This is a genomic window from Desulfosarcina variabilis str. Montpellier (genome assembly GCF_048565275.1).
GTDB classification, from domain to species: domain Bacteria; phylum Desulfobacterota; class Desulfobacteria; order Desulfobacterales; family Desulfosarcinaceae; genus Desulfosarcina; species Desulfosarcina variabilis.
The window spans coordinates 9,050,315-9,075,400 of record NZ_CP159846.1 but is presented as its reverse complement, the minus strand read 5'-3'; the positions used below and the strand labels follow the sequence as shown (position 1 = coordinate 9,075,400).

Genomic DNA, 25,086 nt, shown 5'->3' with positions numbered 1-25,086 from the left:
TGTCGATGACAACAGTTTTCAGGACATACTTTGCCGTCAATGGAATGCAATCGAACCTGGTCCTGTGCATTGGTGCAGCCGTTGTGCTTGCTGCATTCGGTGGCCAAGCGACCGTGCGTATCGGAGGCCTCATCATGGCTGGTGTTGCCGCCGTAGCGCTGGGTTTGTTCATCTATCTTCAGCAATCTTCGCCTAAATTGTACCTTCTGGGCAGGATTCATGGATTCGATTCCGTTACCTACCAATCATTGGATATAAGCTGTCAGAGGAATTCGATTCTTGGTCGGTTAGTTGTGAAACCCACCAATCCGAAACGAGCCGACTATGATTTTGTCATTTTCAAGCAGCAGATCCACAGCAATATTGTTACCGTTTCACTCCCGTGGAAGGATAGGCTCGAAGAGCGGGAGCTTCGTGTGCGCACCAGTGACTTCGCTTGGGCTTTTGGCGATTATCAAAGACTGGAGTGGGAGCTTCGCGAGGAAGGGCGTGGCCCGGAAAGCATCCTCACCCTCTTTGATCTAAACAAGGGCAAGACCATTGCGTGTGAAGGTGAAATGATAATCGGAACATCGGCAACTGCGTGGAACCTTCACAGTATCAAGGTGATCAACTACGCCTTCGCAAAGGACGGGTCAGCTACCAATGTAACGCTTATTTTGGAAACGCTGAAGGCGCACGATACGCCGACTCGGCGCGGTGCCCGCGACGCACTATCTCAAGTACCAGCCGATCAGATCCCAGTCATCATGAACACACTGCGCCGGGAAATTTCAAATTATCGCGTGAAATTGGGAGTCTGTGTGGCCTTGGCGCAGATGCTTCGTTCCGACAAGACCAAAGCGGAGACAATCTCGTCTAAACTTACAGTGAACGACATCAACCTGTTATTGGATGCTGCAGGTGATTCAGACCGTACCGTCCGGGTCTACGCGTCCGAGTTCCTGTTCGATTTGGGGGACATGCGAACAACGAAACTGGCAATTCCTCGTGCGGCAAGGACAAAAGACGATAACGCGCGTTACAACTGGCTGTTTGTTAGTCAGGAAGGCTGGAATAAACTATCCTCTGAGGAAAAGGCCGAGCTTGTGGCTCCATTGAATGAAGCCAAGCAGGACTCAGGTCCAAAGACTCTGCAACTGTTCGACAAGCTGCAGATTTGAGAAGAACAACGGACCAAGACAGGCCAAGACAACTACTTAATAATAAATACGAATTAATGACAAGTAGAATCGAAATACTATCTATATTGCGATTTTTAATGTAAAAACACCAATATAAGAAGAGACGATCGGTAATGGGTTGAATTAAACAAAAGGAGAAAAAATCATGAAAGGCCAAAAACTGCGTATCACAATAGACATCTTTAGTGGAAGAGAAAACCCTGTGGTAGAGTTTAGTGGAAAAAAGCTCGCAGAGATCTCTGCGAGACTTGCTCCAACGCGGAAGTTTCAAACAAAAGAATTAGGTCTTCCGCCTGTTCCTACACTCGGTTATAGAGGGCTTGTGGTTGAGCAATTGGGAATGCCTCTAAAAGATTTACCAGGAGCATTTCGATTGGCTTCTGGTACTGCATTTGGTCGTGAGATTTCCTACGCCATGGCTGATGAGGCTTTTGAGGACTTTGTTTGTGGCAGCGTTCCAAAGGAATTTCCAATAGATGACTTTAAAAGAGAGATAGTCCGACTTAAAGAACTACACGAGTTCTGGAATAAATGGCGTTTGGGAGACGGGATTGTTTGGCCGCCTCTCAAGATAAAATGCAAATGTGCTCCAATTTACGAGCCAGACTGGTGGAATGTATCAACACGTCAACCCTTTAATAACTGCTATAACTATGCTACTAATTATCGGACGAATACATTCGCACAGCCTGGTCGAGCATCAGGAGCAATGTATAACGAGTTGAACTGCACAGAGGTTAAAGCAGGAGCTGTTGCTGATGAATTGATCAATAGTCCGAGTGCTGATAATAAATGTCCAAATGAAGGACACCTTGTTGCTTTGGTTATCTGGCCGAATGTGGATTACCATTGGTACAGGAAAGATGTATTTGGAAGGTGGTCTCACAAGCCAGGCGGCACGGCAGTTACCAATTTGGATAACAGCGGGAATACGATTGCTGACCCCAGAAATGCTGATCGAGGAGGCTATACCGATTTTTGTACTTTTATGGTTGTTAAGCATGGGCACATAAAGATCAGTTAAATGAGGAGATACTTTTAAAAATGACACAATGCACAGCATGTGCTTTCGTTTTTTCCGGCCGTCCCGACCCAACGTGGGTTGTTGAAGATCAACAATCAAAACGACTTGAGGCGATATGGAATCAACTCACACCATGCGTAGCTCCGACGCCTCCTAAATCAAGGTTGGGATACCGTGGCGTTTCTATAGTGTGTGAAAATAATGAAGAGTATACGGCTTTTGATGGCCATGTAAAAAAGAAGGCAAGCAATATCGTCAAATGGAAGAAAGATGAAAAGAGACGCTTTGAGCGACTTTTGTTATCTACAGCACCTAAAGGTCTTCTTCCAGTAGAAATCATTAAAACCTAAATACAGCAAAATGTCTAAGAGTCCAAATTTATCTTCAAATAGCAACCGGCCTATAATTCGATTTTTGGCACCGAAAATTACGATATGAACATAAAAAAGGCCCGTATTTTCAATGTTTGTTAATTCATTTTGAACGATTAGTGCGGCCCGTCACCAAATAATTTCAAGGAATTGCTCCGGTCATGCTGGACTTGAGCCGGTATACAGAACCTATAGAAAATCCCCGATGGCGCTAACGCTTTTATTCGCGTCTAACGTGCGCCGAAATAACGTAGGTTTGTAGTTTTGGATTTATTAGGAATCTGCCAAAATTATGATCGAATTTTCTTGAATTTATAGTAAAAAGATTTTATTGTTCATATGTTCTTAAATTACCGCTCTATTACGTTTTAAACTTCAGCTGGATACACCATTCATATCTGAGCGATTGTCGCGCCTACCGCAGATTCAAGGAAGATGCAATCATATAGGATAACAGCTATACGACATTCTATATTTCTTATGGCAACAAAAAGAACCTTGATATGACAAGTGCAGGCCAAAGGCTCCTGATAGTCAAATGATTAAAAACCCAATTGGGCTCCTAAACCGAATTAAGCGGCGCTGCGCGCCGCTTAACGGGCGCGATCCGCTTCGTCATGGATGGTATGCGTCGCACAGCGCCGCCTAACCCTTCATGTAGCGGACAACATCGCCACCTCATCTCGTTCCTGTTGGGCTGTCATAGATACAGGAACAAGGAGGTAATGTCATTTTTAAATATTTGTTAAATGATCCATTTAGGAAGGGTATCGTAACTGGGGCTAGCGCGACCTTTACCTTCATGATGGCCGTAGGAACAGGTGTCTTCTTTATCACTGAACAGATTGATTCGTTAAAGGGCGAGCAGATTTTGTTAAAGGGCGAGCAGATAGAGAGCTTTGAGAGGAAGTTTGAGGAAGAGGAAAAAAAGTGCCAGAAGGCGCAAGAGGAAAAAAGACATCTTAGCAAGGACGTCAGGGAACAACAGGTGAAATTAGAACAGGCACAGAAGGATGCTCAGGACTTGAAGACGCAACTCGGAATGGTTAACAGCAAATGGAAAGAGAAATATAAGGACGAGAAGGCTGCTCTCGAAGCAGAAAAAGAGCGGTTTGAAGCACTTAAGAAACAATACGTGAATCTGGGCGATATCCATCGGAACACAAAGATGGAGATCGAAAGACTGAATAACGAGCTTGACAGAGTTAAACGCCTATGTCCAGACGACCAAATCAAAATCGTCCAGATCGTCTTCACGAGAGTGAACAAGACCCTGGCGCAAAACGTTTCCGAGAGTTTGCAGGAGGCGGGCTTTGCGACAATGACGACTCCGTATGACAACTGGGTCAAGTCTGTAAGAGACTATTTTCGTGATGCTAATGTGCCACATCTGCCGGAGACAGCCATCTATGTTAGCGATCGCAATACCCCTGGATTAGCTGAGATCAAGAAAACGGTGACAGCGCTGTTAGGGGTCAAGCACATAGAAACACCGCATTTTACAGCTGAGGTTGCAACAGGCTTCGGCATTGAAGAAAGGGAAGCATTGGTATTACTTCGTTGAAGAACACCAGTATATGCTGGAAAATTATAATGAAAGGGGGGCAGAATGAAATCGAGATATGCCGTTATAATCGCGATTTTCGTGCTGGTCTGCATTGGGTCTTTGGTGAGGGCGGAGGAGGGCGGTCCAGGCTGGAGAGCGGATGCAGGAGTGTCGTATCTGTGGCTTGACCCAAATCTCCCAAGGGACCTTACGATTCATACGACCCATGTCGACGACCAAACCTTCATGACTGGATCACCCGGTGAAACAGACTTGAGCGAAGTCAGTATCACCTTTTTGAATCTGTCTCTTGGCTATGTCTGGCCAATAGACGAACAGATTAAGCACGGCTGGAATTGGGGTATCGCATATGTTCTTAAGATACCTGTCAGCGAAGATGGACGCGAGGAGATCCAAAATGAGAACGACACTCGTCCCTCAACTTCGGGAAGTTACATCTACACGAAGATCAATGAGGTGGAACCGCAACACGAGATTGCTGTGGACTTGAGCTACTGGCGATCAACAGGCAAGATTCGCTATGCACTAACTCCAAGACTCACTATCGGATACTGGCAATTGTCCTTTGAAAAAGGATGGAACCGATTCGGGTGTGACGAGATAGAGCATTCGAGCGATGCGAAGGGGTTTAGTTTTTCGCCGCAACTCGAGGGGTCAATAGGCACATCAAGTCTGAAGTTCGCCGTTTTCGCAGCGTACCGTTTCATGAATCTCGAATACGATACTGAAGCCCTCGGCAGTTCAGTAGCGAAAGGACTTGAAATAGGAGGGTCAGTCGGCTGGCGATTCTGAGCTATGAGGTTGCCAACAATGAAATAACGGTGAAATACCGAGACATTCTATAATGGCAATGGCAATGGAACGAACCAAAGTAACTTGTAATATAACGGACTAAATCGCTAAAATATGCAGTTAAAATGCGTATTCCGCTCAAACTGACCAGTCATTCCGGAGGATAGTGACCACGCATTCCGCTCCAAAGTGACCACTTGTTCCGCTGCATTGTGACCACTTGATCGGAGCGAAGCGACGCTGGTTTTTTCCTACCTTTCAGACTTGGTTGATTTCGTCAAGGACGAGCGGATTTTTCGCATGGATTCTCCTTTCAAATTTATTCTGTGGGCGTTGTGAACCAGACGATCCAAAATCGCATCGGCCAGGGTTGGATCGCCGATGTTTTCGATCCAGTTCTCGACGGGGACCTGGGTGGCAATTATTGTGGAAGATATGCCTTGGCGGTCTTCCAACACCTCCAGCAGATCCCGTCGTTCCGGGTCACTCATTGATGCGATGCAAAAGTCATCGATGATCAACACTTTGATCTTTAACAATTTGTTCATCAGCTTCGGATAAGATCCGTCGGCTCTGGCAATGGCGATTTCCTGGTATAATCGTGGAGCCCGTTTGAACATAGCTGGATAACCGCTACGACAGGCGCTGTTGGCAATGGCACACGCCAGGTAGGTTTTGCCGACCCCGGTAGGACCGAGGATGATGACGTTCTGGGCATTTTTGATCCAATCGCTGCCGGTCAGTCTCAAAACCAACGATTTATCCAAAGCCCGGGGTGTCTTAAAATCGATGTTCTCGATACAGGCGCCGTCTTTGAGTTTAGCGGTCCTCAGCAGTCGTGTCATTCGGCGGTCTTCTTTGAAGGTCCACTGTCGATCCACCAGCATGGCAAACCGGTCTTCAAAGCTCAGGTCCCCCAAATCCGGTTGCGCCATCTGCTGAGAAAAGGCTTCGGCCATGGCGGTCAGTTTCATATCGTATAATTTATCCAGTGTTTGCTGAGTCATCATGATTAATTCTCCTTTTTGTTGTAATAGCGTGAGCCTCTGATATTGGGATGAGAGATGCTACGGCTTTTGGTCTGTTGAATCAGCGGTGTCTGGTCGAGCCCGTTTTTGAGGATGGATTCGACATTCTTAAATGTGTAGGCACCGATGGCCACCGCTCGTTCACAGGCCTTTTCCAGTCGCTGGGGACTATAGCGTTTGCCCAGACGCATCACGCCAAGACAAGACCTGAAGCCTTGTTCCGGATGCTTTTTGCGCTGCATGATTTCCGTGACCAGGTGTTGTGTACACGGTCCGGTCTTACCCGCCCAGTTGATGATTCGGGAAGGTGTCCATTCCAGGTATTTCTGGTGGGTTTTGGGCATGTGCTCCGGTAACGTCGAATAATGGTATTTCCGGTGACTTTTCAGATGGCTGGCCACACGCCGGTTTTTTATGAAAGACCGTAACCGTAGTGGCGGTGCTGCTTACATCGAGTTTCTTTCCCCTGAGTTGATAAGGAACGCTGTAATAGTGATGATCCACTTCGACATGGTAATCGATATTTACGGTCGCCTTTTTCCATTGGGCAAACTCGTATCGATGGGCAGGCAAAGGGGCCAGCGCCGGTTTGTCGATGGTTTCAAAAAGGTGCTGACGAGAGGCTTTCATCTTTTGTAGTGGACGCTGATTGAATATCATCAACTTCTCATAGATGGCCTTGTTCAGTTCAGCCAACGAGAAGAATCGATGGTTTCTTAACGCCGCCAATATCCAGCGCTCGACGATCAAAACAGATGACTCTACCTTGGCTTTGTCTTTGGGTTTTCCGGGCCTGGTGGGAATGACCGTGGTGCCATAGTGGTTGGCCAAATCCGTGTAGGTCGGGTTGACATCCGGTTCGTAGCGGCAGGGATGGGTAACACCGCTTTTCAGATTGTCGGGCACCAAAATCTGTGGGACGCCGCCGAAGAACTCCAGGGCGCGGATGTGTGACTTTATCCAGTCCGGCAATGTCTGGGATGCGGTGGCCTCGGTGTAGCTGAAGTTGCTGGCGCCTAAAGTGGCGATAAAGATTTGGGCCTCCAGCTCAACCTTTCCCGTTTCGGGATTGATGATGGACACCGTCTGTCCGGCATAATCGATAAACAGTTTCTCGCCGGCCAGGTGTTCCTGGCGCATACTGATATCGAGGCCCTTGCGCCATTTTTGGTATAGTTCGCAAAAATAACTGTATTGGTAGCCCTCTGGATTGTCCTGTTTGTATTCGTACCACAGTAGCTGCAAGGTGACGTATTTCCTTTTGAGCTCCTTAAACAGGTATTCCATTTGCGGCATGACCGGTTTCTGGGAATCCGGCCGCGGGACCTTTTGGTAAAGACGCTGCTCTAATTGGCTATCATCGATATCATCAGGCAGTGGCCAGGTGATATCGGCATTTTCGGCAAGTGTCAGATACTTTCCCACAGTGACATGGGACATGGCACAGCTTTTGGCAATTTTACGGTTGGTCAGCCCGTGTTCGAATTTGAGCCGTAATACCTCTTTGAATTTTCGCATGGATAATCGATCCTTTGCCATCAATCCCCCTCACGGATAAAAATGAGGAGGATTATCGTTAAAAGGCCAATTGATCCAGCGTCGAATCGCTCCCGGAAAAAGTGGTCACAATCCAGCGGAATGGGTGGTCACTATGTTCCGGAATCGGTGGACAGTTTGCTCCGGAATGGGTGGTCACAATGGAGCGGAATGGCTGGACAGTTTCCAGCGGAATGAGTGGTCACTTTGCGGCGGAATACGCAGTTAAAACGGTCTTATCAGCTCAGTATTGTGGGTAAAAAACTCTATTCTAAGAAGAATGTGCCATGGCACGTGGCATAGACATTGTATTTGCGATCCCATGTGAGGTCGGACCTGTTCTTAAAAGCTGCATTTTGTCCCTAAAACTGAACGGCTAAGGTAGAAAATCGGCTAAAAATTGGGGTGATAGCCAATTATTAAAGGGAGAAAGTTTGGCCGACCCGGAATCGCTGGAATCGCGACCAAAGTAATGGGATTAATACAGACTTACCAACCATGGAGTGGACAGAACCACCACCTAAGCAATATAAGGCGGTGAACCGGCGCGCCCGTTAGGTCTCGAATTCGGCGAAATCATTAATGCCAGCGAATAGAATATAAAAGAGAAAATAACTGGTGATATCATGCTATATTCCAGGAGATTTTTGTTTATCTTGGTTTGTTTATCTTGGGTCGGGCCGCGCTAACCAATTTATAATAATAGATTAATATCTTATGGGATGGGGGTAAAACAGGCTTAATCCGCCGTTTTTGACATCAAAAACATTCGTTTAAGGAAACCGATGTAAAATGGATAGTGCAAAAAGACATTTGATTCCCGATCATGTCTGGCACATTACCCATCGCTGTCAAAAAAGAAGAGATTTCCTTTTAAAACTTGCAAAAGATCACCGTCGATGGATTGAATGGCTGTACCAAGCAAAGAAACGCCACCCGCATTTGTGCATACTGAATTAGATAGTCACTTGCAACCACACTCACCTGATTTTAAAGGTCAAAGATTCTCTTGGTTTCAGGGCGAGGGGACGAAAAATTCGGCAACCCAGACTCCTTTGATTTACGGGAATCGCTTATATACCATATGGTCACGCTGGTTATTATGTATCATCTAAAACGCTTCGATAGGACCTATAGTTTTAAACTGACCTTTCAGTCGCGTATTTTCAGCTCTTATAATTTATTTCTAATGGTTTAGCGCGGTCCGATTCGAGATCAGCGAGATCCGCGGAAGGTACTGGAATCAAATAATAATTAATTGTTGAGAAAACTGAAAATAGTTAAGATTTTAAAAAAAGGAGAGTGCAGTATGGTTTTACTAAGATTCTTATTATTTTGCATAATTGTACTCTGCAGTTCGGCATGCACAAAGGCTCAATTTCATAAAACAGAGATGTTTGCTGAGTATGGCCCAAATTGTCGTGCTGATTATTACAGGGTTACAATTGTCGGAAGCGGGAAAAACAGTCAAGTGGATTACCGCTCCGGTTGGTATGATGCAAAATCAGTTGACAGCCTGCTTGGGAAAATATCTGAAGATTATGATTTGGATGTTGCAACCGCAAAGAGACGAAAAGATGCGATTCGAAAAACGTATGCGAACTATATGTCAGCACTTGAAAATAATAAATCAGACACTGAAGTAGAAAAAGCGTATATGTTATATAATAAAGCATTAGAAGATGTTCAAGGGGTTACTTCTCTGGGTGAATCACCTGTAAGTTCACTTGATCATGCAAATGAGAAGTTTGTCATTGTTCTATCAAGTGATCCTGGTAGGGTGATTGAGTTGATAAAAGAGAAAACACAATCCAATAATTTAAAAAATACGCTGGGCCTTCTTTTCGAACAGCAGAACAAAAGTCAAGTAACACAAAGTCAAATCCGTTTAAAAATGCTGACCAGCAGGGTTGAGAATTTAAAATTGTATCTTTCAGGAGGCGAACAAAGGATTGATGAGATGACGATCTATAAGGAATTGAAGGACTGGTTGGAGCAGATGATTGAGCAGATGGAGGTGATCCAATGAAGCATATTATTCTGCTATTTTCGGGTATATTTTTAGCGAGCTGTTCATTTAAAAGTGTGATTTCTACAAAAGTCGAAGTCTATGGTGGCCCAACATTACCTGTTTGCGCTGTTACAGATGCACGAAAGATCATTTCAGCTTCGAGTGGGATCGGACGAGATATACAGGAATATCATAATGCTTTGAAAAACCAGCCTGAAAAGTTAAAAAAAATACCGAATACCTACAGGGCAACGATTCAGGCCTACGGCGAGTATCTTTCGCAGCTTGCAGGGGAAATTTTGTTTAAAGATGCTGCAAAATCTTACAAAAGCAAATGGTATCAGGCGGTTAAATCAATTGAAGCGGCTTTGAAAAAGGAAGGTGATACAAAAAAACACCCTGATATTCTTACAAAGCAATTAGAATCGATCGAAAGCTGGTTATACAGTAGTAATAGTAGGGGAAAGACTATATTGAACGGCGTCGATATCGAACCATTTATATTTAAAATTATCAGAAAAAAAATAATCAATACGGGTGATAATGGGAAAGAATCTGAAAAAATTCTGAGTGCACTGCGAGAAGCAGTTTTGCAAAAAGATAAATTAGGGACAAAATCGAAATCAGAAGTTATTTTGAAATCTGTTAAAAAAGATGATTTTAAAAAACTTGAAAAAGTATTATCGGAGTTGAAGTTGGCAGATGAGGACTTAACGATTTCTGACGAATCAATGACGGCCTATATGGAAATAGATGAAAGTGTAAATCCAATACTTCAAAAGGTAAACGATGCGGTCTCCACAAGTGACAAAATACAGTTGGAGGCTCTTTTCGGCAGCGTTATTTCTGCTGTGGATGGTCTAAACAGTGAGGCCATGAAACTCATGACTACCCAAAATGATGTAAAAGAGATGAACCAACTTGAAATTTTTTCAAAAAATGCTGCTTTGAAAAATTCTGTTGATCGATATGTCGCGAAAATAGACGAAGTATATCAACCTGTACGGAAATTGGAAACAGAATATATTAATAGCCTGAAAAACCAGCTAAATAACTTGGAAAACAATCCAAAAAATCCATATTCAAGCTTGTCTGTGAAATTACCCGATCATATTCTTAAGGAAATCGCTGCTACAAACCAAATCAAGCCTGAGCAGATTGGCAGGTTGGAGTTAGAAAAAAGAGTGGCAGATTTTTCAAAACAAATCGTTATGCTAACAGAAGGTCCTGAAACTTTTCGCGAGCAGACAAATAACTTGGTAAGCCTCATAAAAACTGCTCCGTTTATGATAACTGACCCGAACATAAAGGAAATAACATCAGAGGTAGATGAAAGTGGTAAAGATATGTGGCAGCCAAAGCCTATAGACAATCTTGTTGTTGAGGGTGGTGGAGACGCTCAATATATCATTGTTCAGGATAGCCCCAAGAACTTTAGATTAAAAAAACTAAGTGTTGATCCTAGTAAGGTTATCGACCTGAAGCTTTCAATCGCTGATGCAGCTGTTGAAGTCTTGGGATCAGTCGCATTATCTGCTGCAGGAATGTATGGCATACCCGTTCCGGAGGCAGGCCCAAATCAAAATCAGCCAAATGAAATTCCGCTGAGTGGTACCTCAGTAAGAGAGCAGGAACTGATCATAAAAGAAGAAGCGGATATATCATTTCAGGGGTTAAAAGTTTCACTACAGAATATCTTAAATCAAATTCCATCAGACGGATTGTCTGACAACATCAGTGCAGAGATGAAAAGCCGGTTGAAAGGTATCTTAAAAGGCTATCAAACTGAACTGCAGGCAATATTGGACTCATCTTTACTGATTAAATTTTCCGAAATTAGCGAAAATATAGAAGAAATAAAAGATTAGGTAGTCTTGATTAACGTTTTGGCCGCCCGATGGGTTGATAGTGATGGTGATGGTGAGCAATGCCCACCCTACACGGTCCGTATGTTAAAGCCAGTCGGCAGATGGCCGAAACGAAGATCAAGGCCGAATAGGTTTTAAGGAGGTATCATGACAAATTTTAAAAAGGACGAAGTAGTCGAGTATACAGGACCTGAAACACCAACCCTGCTGAAAGGAGATTGCTGTATAGTAAATCAGAATTACAATGGAATTGGAACAGTCAACTGCAACTGTGGAGGAAACCAAGAGAATATCCCGCCAAAGTATCTGAAAAGAGGGTGTGACGATTAAACTTGTGTTCGATAGTAATATGCTCATTCGAATTCCCGAAGATCGCCCAGTAAAGGGCGGGTAAGTAAAAATGGGGAATGGGTCGGGCCGCGCTAATGGGAAAATTGGAGAAAATTGGGGGGCGAAAATTGGGAAAATTGGGCCAAAAAAATTAAGGCAAAAATTGGGGAAAAATTGGGGGAAAAATTGGGGCGAGAAAAATTGGGACGGGCCAAGACAAATCATTAATATTAATTGAAAATTGTTGAAAAGTCCTGTCGAAATACCATCTATATTGCGATTTTTGAGGTCTAAAACAGCAATATAAGGGGAAGCGATGGGGAATGGGTTGAATTAAACAAATAACAGTCGGCCTATAATTCGATTTTTAGCCTCGAAAATTTTGATATAGCCGTCAAATGGGCCTACATTTTCAATGTTTTTTTGCTTTGTCTCAGTCACTTAGCGCGGCCCGTCCCAAAGCGATTTATCTCAATCATTCACAACAATATTGCCAAGGCTTATTTATGAACTTATTGACGTGTCGCCCCCTTGTGTTTTACTCCTATTAAACTAGGGAAAGGCGATAGGAACTGCGCGCCAGGCAAGACGTTTGGAGGAATAAGGATATGAGTACCATTAAAGAGATCCACAAAAAGTTGAAGAATCTCGGCCTTTCCGTAACGGACCGGCCCACAGAGACGGTAGGGCAGTACACTTTCACGAATTATGACGAAGGTTACCGAAAAATTGTGACTAAGGTCGAGATTCAAAGTGGGCTTGGCGCCCTCAGCAAGAAAGAATACTGGGAAAATCTTGGGAAGAGTACGTTGGCTTACAAGTACGGCCGTTGTTTTGGCCTTGCAGCAGTAGCCAAAGAACAATTGAAAGGAATCGCCAAAAGCAAGGGACTTGCCATGTACCAGGCAGCCGTGATCTGCAGGGATCACCATATAATGGTACTGTCCGAGTCTGTGAGGCCAGTCAAGCCCAAGAAGGTATCACTCATCATGGCAAAAACGCAAGAGAAGTTCGGCTACTAACTTTTGGATAACGACATAGTGGTGGAACTTTGGCAGTACGTGATATCGGGAAAGACCTATGACTTGGCCGCGAAGGCGAAGTACCACCGCTATACGAAGAAAGGAACGGGCGACGATGGTCTTGCGAAAGTAGTATTCCTCTGTAGAATAGTCTGATCTCATTCCTGAGTCGCGACTGGGTTGTGCGGGAAATTTTGGTATCTTGGTATTTTGGGGCGGACCGCGCTAACCAATTTAAAATAAGCGACTAATATCATATGGCCATGCCGGTTTTTATGAACCATATAACAAACTTCGATGTGACCTGTAGTTTTACCCAGACCTTTTCGGCGTCAAAAAGTCTCGATTATAACCAATATGACTTATTGGTCCAACCAAATTTAGACATCATCTCGCAGCGCAGGGCGAAATTATTACATGCAGATCAGCACTTTTCGTATAAGGTGGTTTCTCGTTCAGAAAATTAGCGGGATGAAGGATGAAACTAAAACTCTATACGTTATACCTAAAGGAGGAAACATGGAGCATAGAGCCAATGAAGGAAAAAATAAATTTTGTAGTAATGATAATAGACAACATGAACGTTGTAGTAATGATAGTCCTTTATTATTCAGAAAAAACAACAACGTTATGGAAGAGGTTGGGAAAATAAGTAATTATAGTAAATCCGGATTGAATTTATTGACAGAATATAGCCTAACCCCTAAAACAGCAATAACTATCAAAAAAATAAGTCTGTTAACCAGAAATCGTATTCTCCATCCTTTAAACCCTGGCAAATTTGCAGTGGTAAAATGGTGTAAGAAATTAGATTCAGGACACCCCTGTTATTCATCTGGTTTGGAGTATATCAATCAAGAAAAAATTAAAGAAGAAAAATCAATTCTGTCTAATCTATTAATGAAAAAGATAGTCGATATTTCAGAAAAGTATAAGTTTTTTGCAGCTTTAGTTATGGCTCTAATTCTTGTTGGGCTACTATGGTTCCTTATTTCCGAAACTCAACCTCCATCTACCTGGAAATCTGTGGTTGTTTCATGTCTTCCTGGTTCTATTGTAGTATTAATTTCAATGATAGTTGGATATATCATAATTAAATTACATGGAATTACTCCAACAGAGAAGTTTAAAGCGTTGATCGGAGAGACTATTGATACGGTGGCAGAAAAAAAGATTATAAAAGATAAATGTTCTTTTCTTGAAGGAAACTGGGTCTACACTCTTAAAAATAAAGAAACTCGTATGAAAATATACGGCACTTTTAACTTACTATATTCTCAAAATAATGAGATTAAAGTTCAGGGTAAGTGCTGGTATTATGATACAAAGCCGGATGACAATAAAACAAGAGGGTATTGGAATTCGATTTTTGTTTCTTTTCATAACAACACCTTGTTAATTCTGTATGAAATGTACATTCAAAGAGAATTGATTAATGGCGAGTTGCGGCAAGCTACTCCAGACTCTGCATATAAAGGTATCATGGAACTGATTGTACAAGAAGAACCGACAATTCAAACAGGATATTGCGTTGGCACGTCGTCCACAACTCCAATAAGTGGTTCGATAAATGCCAGAGCTTTACATTCAACAAATGCAATAACTCAAAATGAGATTGTGGATAATATAAAAAAATATTTAGATGAAAAAATACTTGCAAACAGCTTTCTTAAATTTTTAGATACTTATCCCTTGAATCAGAATTTTGAGAAGGCTAATGAAAAGTTGTGGGAAGAATTTTTAAAATCAGACTATTATTCTTTTTGGCCTAAATATTTAGCTTCTATTCCTTTTAAATATTATCATTCATTGAACCAATGGTTCAGACCGTTTTGATTACTTTTAGCCATCAATGGTAGTATATTTAAATTAGCTTGGGTCGGGCTGTGTAGCAGAAACTTAGGGTAAATTTTGGATCGAACTAAAACAACCTATTAATATAGCGGAATAAAACGGTAAAAGATGCCCTTGAAATAATCTTAGCCGTTCAGTTTTGTACGTAAAAACCCTAAAAGAAAAGGAGGTAGACATGTCCAGGAAACTGTTTATCAGTGATGTCCATTTAGGGGCCGGCAGATTCAGTCCTGAGAGCCAAGATAAGGAAAAGTATCGATACGACTGGGACTGGCTCTCTCTGCAGGAGACAGAAAATTTTATGAATTTTATCAAATTCCTTCATAGCGAATATGATTGTGAATTCGATGCGGTTGTTTTGCTCGGTGACATTTTTGATAACTGGGTATTTCCCCATGATCTGGTTCCGCCAACCATGGAAGAGTTATTGAGCGCTGAAAAAAACGCCCAGGTTGTGGAGCAACTTAACACACTGGCAAGTAAAAAGAAGGTCTACTACGTGCCGGGCAACCATGACATGCACGCCAGTGAATTGCTAATCAAAGCACACTTTCCAAAGTTTATCTATTGCCCGGTTCGTTTTTCATCCATCCGGTTGATTGCTGAACACGGTCACCGGTACGCCATGTTTAATGCGCCCCCCCGGTATTCCAAAAACATCATGGGGCTGCCTCTGGGTTATTTTATTTCCCGCATCGAGGCTACGAAAAAGGCCATGAGTGATCGTGATGGACGTCAGTATCAGACTTACGTGGACGACTTTATCGAGGTTTTAGGAGAACAGACCCTGCCACAAAGTGTGCTTGAGGCGGTCATTGAGGAAGCGGGGCTGGATGAGGATATCCAATATAAAATCAAAAGGCCCAACGGACAGGTTCAGTTGATTCCGGCGAGCCAGGTTAAGGAAGATTATAAGAATATCTACAATGACTGGCCTTCCGCATACGTCTCCAAACATCGGGCGGTTTTTGCGGAATTGGATATGCTTGGCCCCATTGCGGATAAACTGTGTAAGGACGGACTATACAAAGTTTGTATTTTTGGCCACAGCCACAAAAAGGAAATTGATCGCGATACCTGGTTTGTCAACGACCGTATTTATGCAAACACCGGCTACTGGTGCGGGGAGAACTGTACTTTTGTAGAGGTCGAAGAAAACAATGACAGTTACACTGTCGGTATTGTTGAATGGAAGGGTAACAACGAAATTAAAAGAGGGAAAAGACTAACGATTTAGAAAAAATTTCAGTGGTAACTTGGGTTGGGCCGAGCTAACCAATTTAGAATAAACGATTAATGTGTTACAGGATGGGGGAAAACAGGCTTAATCCTCTGTTTTTGAACTTAAAAACATTCGTTTAAGAAAAGCGATGCAACATGGCGCGTGTAAAAAGATATTACCTGAATTTTGCATGAGTCGGAGGGTTTCATCAGCAAGCCCTTAATAGCTCCGCAGATGGAAGCCTCCGACTCGCCCAAAGGATGAAAATCCAATAGAAGGAAAGACTTCCACGGATTGGTATGCATGAAAATTGGCAAGCATGGTAAGACGGTCCGCCGGTTTTTTTGAACCAGATAAGATAAGAGGCTCCGATGGGACCTTTAAAACTTTTCTAAAGTTTGAGATTTTATGGTCGATTAATTTTGCATTCAACCAGACCGCTTCTCAGTTGGTACTTTTTTTCACTTTCCACATCAATTGACCCCAAAATGTTTTGTTAGTGATGCTCTATCTGTGATGTTCGGCTGAGCATTTAACGTCTCTTTTAAAAAATGTTATTAGAGTGAACTCCAATGTTGCAACACTGGGGTGAATCCACAAAAGATCGTAAAGTCGAGAGGATGATTAAGGCAGCAAGCATAATCCCTACAAATGACAGACAACCTAAAGGTCAATCAAGATGAAAACACTGTCAAAAAAAACCTCTGCAATTGCTCATTTACAGCTGTTTATTTATCTGATTGGTGCAAGCATCTTTCTCGGTATGGGGATCACTGATTGCAACCTGTCCGAGACTCAAGCCGGTGTTGTCGAAATCGCAGTTGAAAAATTTAGGGCCAATTCATGGCGCACTGGAAAAGGATGGAGTCACTCTTGGTATCATGAAGGCAACGCATCTATTGTCTCTAAGGGGAGTCCGTATTCAGGTTCCTATCATATGTGCCTTCGAGCCGGTGCCGCGTGGACAGACCGGCCATTGAATCTTTCCCGATTTGATAATGCCAAACTCGGGCTATTCGTGAAAGTGAAGAGCTTTGAGAAAAAGGATTATGCTGAACTTATGATCAGTTCCGGAGGCGATCAATGGGAAACATTGCGGCGGTTTACACCGGCCGATGCGGACAACCTTTATCACTACTATGAATTTGATTTAACGCCCTATGGTTTGACATCCACTGTTTCGATCGGTTTTGAGGCTGAAATGAGCGGAAACAAAGATTATTTGTATGTTGACGATATACGCGTGTTTTCGAAGATATCAGCGTCTGTTTCGAATACCACATCGTCTGCTGATCCCATATTCGGTGTCACAATCGACGATATCAGCAATCCCAATGCAATTATAGAATCGCTTTCAAGTCTGGCGCGATGTCCTTTTGCGCGGATTGTCTTTGACGAATATGTGCAACCTGCTTACTACAAAGACGCTGTGAGAAAATTTCACACGGTGGCGGGTATTATGGGGGAGATCCTTGATTCCTATTATGTCAAGGAATATTCTCAGGAAGCCTATGCAGAGCGGACACACAGCTATGTCCAGGCCATGGCTGAAGACGTGGACGTATGGGAAGTCGGCAACGAAATCAATGGTGAATGGCTTGGACCTGGGGCCATGGCTAAGGCTGCGGCAGCGTATGATATTGTCAAGGCCGCTGGGGAGCCTACCGCCCTTACGCTATACTACAACGGTACCTATGACGATGGCACACCGACAGCCAATAATTGCTGGGAAGCCCCTGAAAATCAAATGCAGGTTTGGGCGGAAAAGAATGTTCCGAAACGCATGAAACAAGGGCTGGATTGGGTTTTAGTGAGCTTTTACGAAGGGGATTGTGAAAATATTTCTCCGGATTGGGACCAGGTCTTTGCCGAATTGCATAGGATTTTTCCAAACTCAAAATTAGGGTTTGGTGAAGTCGGCACTAATAATAGTTCTCGAAAAGAAGAGATTTTGCGCCGTTATTACAGCATGAATCGTATTCGTCCTGAATTTATCGGCGGGTTTTTCTGGTGGTACTTTAAACAGGATATGACACCCAAAAACACAAATTTATGGAATATATTGAATGAATATGCACAGTCGTGGGATAAACAATACGATTAAAAGAACGCCAGTTGTCTTCCGCGGGACGGCTGATATCCCCCAATGTTGCAACATTGGGGGATACAATGCTTCAACTGCAGACCGGACCCTTTCATTGGGTCTGAAGACCTGCAACAAGATCATTCGTGATTGATTTGCCCACCTTAATCTCCCTCCCCATTTCGCAATCCGATCATCATACATCAGTGTTTCGAATAGGGTCGTCTGGAAGAAAAAAAGATTTCAGAATGTGACAAGCCTCACATACCATGGCCTTCACGCTGGGTTATGGTGCAGTTAAATCTGCTTATTTTGGAGGCTAATATGAAACCAAAACGTTTCCTATTACTCATCCCTCTGGTTTTTGTACTATGTGCCTTTGGTTCGGCCATTGCACAGCGTACTTTCACCCCACCCACTCCAGACGGCAACTGTCTCGATGCTTTCGATCTTAGCGTCATTGATGAGGCTACCTGGAATCAATATTCACCGGTTCAGTGCTCTCCAACCACGGCAAGACTCTTTTCCGAGGCAGGCCCTAACGACGTTTTTGAGTTCGAACTTCAGGCCGACTTTGATGTGATCAATGACCTCAGTATCCTAAGAGCAAACCAGGATGAAGCGAGTTCTCCGGGAACATTGCGGTATGTAGACGCTATCTCGGGTGAGACGATCGTGATCCCGATTACGCTGGAGGCAAGGGGGAAATCGAGATATGATTGTTGTACTTTTCGACCACTAAAAATAGTATTTGACGATAATCAGGTCGGCAACATCTTCGAAGGGGCCTCAAAGAAAGTTAAGATCGTTACCCACTGTAACAAAAACGATATCAATTCCTGCGACTGGTTTCCCGACGGAACTCCAGAAGAGTTTGAACAGCGCCTCCTGGCGGAGTACTACTTTTACCAAGTCCTCGAAACACTTGATTCAACCGCTCTTGCTACTCGGCTGGCACGCATCACCTACCGCGATGATGACGGAACAGAAATCGGCACCAAATACGCCTTCCTACGCGAAAGAGAGGATGATGCCTGTGTGCGGTGCGGTTGCGTGGATGAAGCAGAAGACACCGATGAGCTGATTCCTGATCCGACATCCGTCTTACAAGGAGAGATGTATAACAAATTCGTCTACAATGAAGACTATATCATTGAAGACGGTCATAATACCCGCAAATGCAAGGATGAGGAACTCAACGGTTACTACATTCCGTATGATTGGGACCTTACCGGTGTTATGTGTCCGGAATATTGGAAAAATCCACGACGTCCTGTATACCGACAACGTTTATGATTACTATAACTGGCTTATCAGCCGGACCGACCCGGTAGCAACCAAAATCCAGGCGTTGCATATTGTGCGACACGACCAGGATATGAGAGCTGTCCTTAACGAGACGCTGATGGATGATGAGACACAGCAGTTAATGCAAAACTGGTATGATCTGTATATGTGTGCGCTGAAATGTTACCTGGGGATTGAACCGGCAATTGATATCATCGAGCCGACCCAGGCGCTTCCGGCGAACCTTCAACCCGGCGACGGTACAGGCCGATTGCTAATCCGAATCGATTTTCAACCTGCCATTTTGATTCCCGCGACCGAGGAGTTTGAGGTGCAAATCGGGGGTGTTGTTGCCCCGATTATCACTGGCGCCCTGGTGGGTGGACAGTACTGGTTGATTGTACAAACACCAGCGAGTATAGATGCAGAGGCTGACTTGCATGTCCTATATTCCATGTGCGGCATCGAAACAGTAGATACCGAAGAAAACGCCGTTTTTTTCGGTGATCCATCGGCCAGCGACGTCGTTCTGGTTATTGACACCTCCGGTAGCATGGATGATGATCGCAAGATGGAATCCGCCATTAATGCTGCCGTGCTGTTTGCCAACACACTGCGCGATAATGATCGGATTGGTGTTATCGAGTACTCGGGAAAGCTGTCTGGGGGTTACGGTCGTGCCGAAGAAGTCTACTCCATCAATACTGCTGCCGGTCACAGGCAAGATGTTGAAAACCAAGTACGCGACCTGCGGCCATCTGCTTCCACGCCGCTTGGGACCGGACTCCTTCGTGGACTTGAGGAACTCAATTCCGTCGTTCCCGCTGAACGAAACGATGTGCGTGCCATTATTCTTTTGAGTGACGGAAAAGAAAATGTCCCCAACTACTGGAATGAACCGCCTGAGGGCCACTATTCCCCGCCTGAACCGCCCAATACCCCGGTCGTTAATACCTTTGACGCGCCAGAACACAGCGAGGTTCAGATAGATACGGTTTCCCTGGGGCCTGATTCTGATCCGGTGCTAATGGCTGCTATCAGTGACCATCGCGGAACGTATCGTCATTCAGATATTGTCAGCGGCACCGAATTTTCGGCTGTCGACCGCGCTTTGTTCTCATCGGTTGCTTATGCGGCGGGCAACACTGGTATTGATGCCCCATCGGATCTGTCTTTGCGGCTTTCGAATCTATACGAACACCTGCACAACGATACGTCCGCCAAGCAACGGATTCTGCAAAAGAAGCATGTAACGTCCTGTGGGAAGGCTCTGAATTTTGTCCGGCGAAATGTGGCTTCGTTTAAAGAAGATTCCGCTGATATAATCGAATTCCCCATGGAGACAGGGCTCAACTATGCGACGATAACCGTCAATTGGACCAAACCGGGTGCCAAGAACTTACAAATTTTTCTTCCGCCCGAGCAAAATCCCAACAACATAGCCATCACGAATGGTATCACAAACACCGTTTTTCGGGTCGACCGACCGGCAGCCGGTGACTGGCGTATCGGCATCCCAGCCAAAACAACAGGTGAAGAATTTTTTGTCACCCTCAGCGGTACCAGCAAGGATATTGGATTGGTGCGGGCTTTAACGAACGCCGTGAGTCCCAACTTTCCATCACCCGGTGATCCTATTAACATTGTTTGCAGCCTTTTTGGTGACAAGCCGATTCTGGGTGCGATTGTAACAGCCAATGCGATCAGCATCGCCAACGAAGAAGCGTCCATTCAGCTCCATGATGATGGAAAGGCAGACGATGCTGTTGCCGATGACGGATTTTACTCTGGCGCTTTCACCAAAACAACGCAGGGCGGCGCATTTGTCATCGAGGTGAATGCTGCCTGGACCGGCACCGATGGGACCCAACACTCACGAATATTTCCTTTGAGTGTTTCAATCCCGGAGTTGGACACGGACGGTGACGGTATTAGCGACCAGGATGAAACCAGGCTTGGCCTCGATCCCGAAGATGCTCACGACGGCGGAGAAGATCCTGACCGAGACAGTCTGCCCAACTGGAAAGAGCATCTTATCGGTCTTGATTTGTTCAATCCGGATAGTGATGGCGGTGGCACGCCTGATGGCGTCGAAGTGGCCACAGGCAGCGACCCGGAGAATCCCGACGACGATGCCGAATCCGGCAAGGACACCGATGGCGACACAATGCCGGACGCCTGGGAAACAGCATTTGGGTTGAATCCCGAAGATCCAACCGATGCTGATGAAGACCGCGACGGAGATAATCTATCTAACCGAATGGAATTTGAAAACGGCAGCTCACCCAATAATGCAGATACCGATAACGATCTAATTCCTGACGGGAAAGAAGTTGAAGAAGGCACGGATCCAACAGATTCCCTAAATCGTATTATGCCTGGCGGCAACGATGACGTGGATTCAGATTCTATAACGTTCCTTATTGTAGTGATCATCTTTTTATTGGTCATTCTCATTTTATTCTTCATATACCTCAACAAATAAGGTGTATTTGTAAAAACTTTTCCCAGAAAGGAGAAATTGCCATGTCTGAATTTCTATCTTTATCCCCTTCAGGATTGCCAGCCGAATTTGATCTGGACCACCATTCGGAGAAACCGATTGTATCGGTGGAAGAAAAAGAAGATCAGATCGAGGTCAATTACATCTTTCCTGGCTTTACTGTAGGTGACAATGCGCAGCAAATGGACGACCATACCATGCCGTTCAAGGAAATCGGTATCTCGGGTGCCGGGTTTGTGTCTGAGAGCGGCAAGCCACTTTTGCCCTCGTTTGGGCGTTTCGTACAAATTCCGTCCGGTTGCGACTACGAGGTCATCAGCAAAAAGGGCACGCCGGTCAAGTTTGATGATATCTTGATTGCGCCGGCCCAGGAGCAGGCCAACGACAAAGCCGATGAAACGGATGAATTCGAATACGACACCAAGGCCTACAAAGATGAAGCACTGTACCCAGCGGACGTTGTGCAGGTTGGTAAACCGCAAAATTTAGATGATTACAAAGTAATCGTGATCCATGTGCGCCCGATCCAGTATAACGCGAGAAAAAAGCAACTGGTCGGCTATAGCAACATCAACGTCAAAATCAAGTTGAAGGCAAAAGAAGCAGACGAGCAGGAAATGGAAGAATTCCCATTGGTGGAGTCGTCCGTGAATCGCGAAGGCTACGGAAATTTGCTCCTCAATCCGCGGCGTGGTATAGCCGATCGGACGGCAATAAGACCTATTCCTGGCCCCATCGTCATTCTACCTCGAGGACCCGAGTTTCTCATCATCTATGATGACCAACTGAAAAGTGCCGCCGAACTACTGGCTGACTGGAAGAACCACAAAGGGTTGATTACCGAGACGGTGTCCATAAAAACTGTAGGCAATACGGTAGGAAAGATTAAAAGTTATATCCGGAAACGCCGCAAGATCTTATTTTCCCGTCTGCGCTATGTGTTACTGCTCGGTGACGTCACGGCGATTGTGTCAGAGCAGCATCCTGAACCTTTCTATATCCCTTCTGGTTGCCCGGCAACTTTTTACAGTGACCATTACTTCTTCACTTCACGGGATCCTGCAGATTCCAACGATTGTGTGTTGCCGTGGATTTCTGGTGGCCGCATCCCTGTTAAGTCACTGGACGAGGCCAAGACCGTGGTCAAGCAAATTATCGACTACGAGAAAACCCCGCCCTGCGACCCCGACTATTATCACCGTATGACCTTTGCCGCGTATTTCCAGGACAGCAGTCCTCAAGACGGGCGTGCCGACAGGGCCTATATGAAGACCATGGAAGGGATTCGTGACCATATGGTTTCCATCGGTTTTGACGTGGAGCGGGTGTATGTTTCTAATAACCCCAATCCACAAACATACAAGGACGGTACAACGGTGCCGGCAGCAGTGCTTAACGCCATCACCGATGGCGATGACGCCACGGATATGCTGATCTCCGAAACTTCAGAAGGGCAACTCGCAGTGGGCCACAGGGACCACGGCGGCAAGACGGGTTGGTCCCATCCTTCTTTCACGAGTTCCCACTTAACGTCCATCCTGAGCCGATACCCAACGATTTTCTACAGCATAAACTGCTTAACCGGTCGTTTTGATGACATTCCCAGCGACAGCTTTGCCGAGGATATTATGCTGCTGAATGGCGGTGCGCCATCTTTACTTGCGGCTACACAGTGCTCCGGTACCTGGCGTAATGACAGCCTTATAAAGGCCCTATTCGATGCCATGTGGCCGGGTGTAATTCCCGGTTTTCCGGGTACCACCGCAAGCTATGCGATCAAACACAATCGTCTCGGCGATATTCTCAACTATGGAAAGTCCTATCTACTTGTTGCCCATGGCACCAACTCTGGTGTTAAGCACCATTTCGAAATTTACCATGTTGTGGGTGACCCCACTTTGCAGCTTTGGGCGGGGGAACCAGCGCCAATCAGGCTGAATGCGAACATCCAGCGCAAGCAGCTAAATATCCATGTCAGTCCTGTTCCGGCGGACTCGGTGCTCACCATCTGGTACCAAAATAAACTGATCAAGCGCGCCGCTGTTTCCTCAAGTCGTATAAGCCTGTCGGTAAGCGATTTTCAGCTAACTCCGCCGCTGGTTCCTACATTCCGGCGTTTTCTCAATGTTTGCGTATCGGCGCCAGGCTATCGATATGCCCAGACAAGGGTAAAACTATAAGAGCCAGTTTGATAACACATAAAAATTGATTCAAGCCTAAACCGGGCGTTTCAAATTAATATGAAGATAGGGATACCAAATTATGATCGAATATTCTTGAAATTATACAAAAAAGCATTTATTGTTCATATGCCCTTATTCTTTGCTCCACTTCATTTTCAATTTATGCTGGATACACCATTATCTATGAGCTGATGATCGACGCCTGCCACCGGGAAGGTATTCATGTGATCATGGTTGGCGTGTTCAAGCATGTCTATTCTGAATTTCCCTATAAGCGGTCTACCAGAATTATCATGCCGACAGTCCCTACACGGGACAATGAGATGGAGGATAATATGAAACACCAATGGTTGTTAAAAAAGCGCGTCATTTTAGTTGCCTTGATTTTTATTTTGACTGGCTGTGCAACCACGTTAGCCCCCCAGTACGATAAGGCCATATTCAAAGGGTTGACCGAAGCGAATACAGATGTCATGGCGTTTTTCGCCTCGGTATCAAGTGGAACCCAAAAGGAAGATTTTGAGGTGCGCTCAGGCCCTTATGCGACGATGATCGGACGTTTTGATGCGTTGCAGATTCAAGCCATGGCAAGACCGGTGCCGAGTAACAAAGTCACCGAAAAGATAAATGAGGTTTTGAACAAAAGAGGGATACCGGTTGGAGACAACTCTGAAATTCCAAGTGCGACGACGATGGGGAAGATATCATCCACGCTTACCAAAATGAGAGATACCGATAAAAAACAGGGTGTAACTGCAATGGAGGTGCAGGCATTCAAGAATCAAGTAGCTATTTTTTTGGACCAGGCGTTAACCTACGAAAGTTTTCTGGAACGTTAAGTAAAGGGGGATGACCAATGGCTATTGATGTTACTCAACTGGTTGAGGAGATAACCAATACTGCCACACAGGTACTGAACCAAGACGTGAAGCAGTTGAGGGGCTTTTCAGCAAGACAAGTCCAGGCAATCGCCCAGCAAGCGGCCTTTATCGAAGCAGGCATACTGAGCGGACAAATAACTGAAGAGACGAGGGACTTTTTCCTGGATAGTTTGGAAGACATGGCCCTTACTTTTGTAAAAACGCTCAGGGGGCTTGTGATGGTGACGGTCGAAAAAGTGTGGAATGCGATTGTGGGTGTAATTTGGAAGGCCATCGAATCCACAACCGGCATAGTCTTGCCTCAACCCGGCTTATAATCGTGTATCATTCGGATTTTCCG

General features: G+C 44.8%; 18 protein-coding genes and 1 pseudogene. 17 read left to right on the top strand and 2 right to left on the bottom strand.

Annotation, left to right across the window (positions count from 1 at the left end; translation table 11 throughout):
* Positions 1–134 precede the first annotated feature (134 nt).
* From Dvar_RS40755 to Dvar_RS40735, 5 genes are all read left to right on the top strand, one after another.
* Positions 135–1,163 (top strand): hypothetical protein, encoded by a 1,029-nt coding sequence (locus Dvar_RS40755; protein ID WP_419659193.1) that lies wholly within the window; start codon positions 135–137, stop codon positions 1,161–1,163.
* A gap of 166 nt (positions 1,164–1,329) precedes the next feature.
* Positions 1,330–2,208, top strand: a complete 879-nt coding sequence (locus tag Dvar_RS40750; RefSeq protein ID WP_419659192.1) for a hypothetical protein — start codon at positions 1,330–1,332, stop codon at positions 2,206–2,208.
* Positions 2,209–2,228: 20 nt separating this feature from the next.
* Positions 2,229–2,558, top strand: a complete 330-nt coding sequence (locus Dvar_RS40745; RefSeq protein WP_419659191.1) for a hypothetical protein — start codon at positions 2,229–2,231, stop codon at positions 2,556–2,558.
* Between the two features lie 823 nt (positions 2,559–3,381).
* Positions 3,382–4,143 (top strand): hypothetical protein, encoded by a 762-nt coding sequence (locus Dvar_RS40740; protein WP_419659190.1) that lies wholly within the window; start codon positions 3,382–3,384, stop codon positions 4,141–4,143.
* Between the two features lie 45 nt (positions 4,144–4,188).
* Positions 4,189–4,938 carry a hypothetical protein gene (locus tag Dvar_RS40735; protein ID WP_419659189.1) on the top strand — a complete coding sequence of 250 codons (750 nt, stop codon included), beginning with the start codon at positions 4,189–4,191 and terminating at the stop codon, positions 4,936–4,938.
* Between the two features lie 251 nt (positions 4,939–5,189).
* Here the strand turns inward: Dvar_RS40735 and istB are convergent, their stop codons facing one another.
* Positions 5,190–5,948, bottom strand: a complete 759-nt coding sequence (gene istB, locus Dvar_RS40730) for an IS21-like element helper ATPase IstB (protein ID WP_419659188.1) — start codon at positions 5,946–5,948, stop codon at positions 5,190–5,192.
* Between the two features lie 2 nt (positions 5,949–5,950).
* Positions 5,951–7,484 (bottom strand): annotated as a pseudogene (gene istA / locus Dvar_RS40725) (IS21 family transposase).
* A 1,327-nt stretch (positions 7,485–8,811) separates the two neighbouring features.
* On the opposite strand from istA, the gene Dvar_RS40720 reads away from it, so the two are divergent.
* From Dvar_RS40720 to Dvar_RS40665, 12 genes are all read left to right on the top strand, one after another.
* Positions 8,812–9,531 carry a hypothetical protein gene (locus Dvar_RS40720; RefSeq protein ID WP_419659187.1) on the top strand — a complete coding sequence of 240 codons (720 nt, stop codon included), beginning with the start codon at positions 8,812–8,814 and terminating at the stop codon, positions 9,529–9,531.
* A complete protein-coding gene (locus Dvar_RS40715) occupies positions 9,528–11,381 on the top strand; it encodes a hypothetical protein (protein ID WP_419659186.1) in 1,854 nt (617 codons plus the stop codon). The genes Dvar_RS40720 and Dvar_RS40715 overlap by 4 nt, the downstream gene beginning before the upstream one ends.
* Positions 11,382–11,528: 147 nt before the next feature.
* Positions 11,529–11,711: a hypothetical protein gene (locus Dvar_RS40710; RefSeq protein ID WP_419659185.1), complete on the top strand. Its 183-nt coding sequence runs from the start codon at positions 11,529–11,531 to the stop codon at positions 11,709–11,711.
* Positions 11,712–12,319: 608 nt separating this feature from the next.
* Positions 12,320–12,733: a hypothetical protein gene (locus Dvar_RS40705; RefSeq protein ID WP_419659184.1), complete on the top strand. Its 414-nt coding sequence runs from the start codon at positions 12,320–12,322 to the stop codon at positions 12,731–12,733.
* A 519-nt stretch (positions 12,734–13,252) separates the two neighbouring features.
* Positions 13,253–14,569 carry a hypothetical protein gene (locus Dvar_RS40700; protein WP_419659183.1) on the top strand — a complete coding sequence of 439 codons (1,317 nt, stop codon included), beginning with the start codon at positions 13,253–13,255 and terminating at the stop codon, positions 14,567–14,569.
* Positions 14,570–14,762: 193 nt separating this feature from the next.
* Positions 14,763–15,824: a metallophosphoesterase gene (locus tag Dvar_RS40695; RefSeq protein WP_419659182.1), complete on the top strand. Its 1,062-nt coding sequence runs from the start codon at positions 14,763–14,765 to the stop codon at positions 15,822–15,824.
* Positions 15,825–16,488: 664 nt separating this feature from the next.
* A complete protein-coding gene (locus Dvar_RS40690; protein WP_419659181.1) occupies positions 16,489–17,913 on the top strand; it encodes a hypothetical protein in 1,425 nt (474 codons plus the stop codon).
* A gap of 303 nt (positions 17,914–18,216) precedes the next feature.
* Positions 18,217–19,188, top strand: coding sequence for a hypothetical protein (locus Dvar_RS40685; protein ID WP_419659180.1), 972 nt, complete (start codon positions 18,217–18,219; stop codon positions 19,186–19,188).
* A gap of 109 nt (positions 19,189–19,297) precedes the next feature.
* Complete coding sequence (locus Dvar_RS40680; RefSeq protein WP_419659179.1) at positions 19,298–21,664, top strand: VWA domain-containing protein; 2,367 nt, start codon at positions 19,298–19,300, stop codon at positions 21,662–21,664.
* Positions 21,665–21,705: 41 nt separating this feature from the next.
* The gene (locus Dvar_RS40675; protein ID WP_419659178.1) at positions 21,706–23,862 is read left to right on the top strand and encodes a C25 family cysteine peptidase; all 2,157 of its coding nucleotides are present in this window, start codon (positions 21,706–21,708) and stop codon (positions 23,860–23,862) included.
* A 338-nt stretch (positions 23,863–24,200) separates the two neighbouring features.
* Complete coding sequence (locus Dvar_RS40670; protein ID WP_419659177.1) at positions 24,201–24,704, top strand: hypothetical protein; 504 nt, start codon at positions 24,201–24,203, stop codon at positions 24,702–24,704.
* 17 nt (positions 24,705–24,721) lie between these two features.
* Positions 24,722–25,063, top strand: coding sequence for a hypothetical protein (locus Dvar_RS40665; RefSeq protein WP_419659176.1), 342 nt, complete (start codon positions 24,722–24,724; stop codon positions 25,061–25,063).
* The last annotated feature ends 23 nt before the right edge of the window (positions 25,064–25,086 follow it).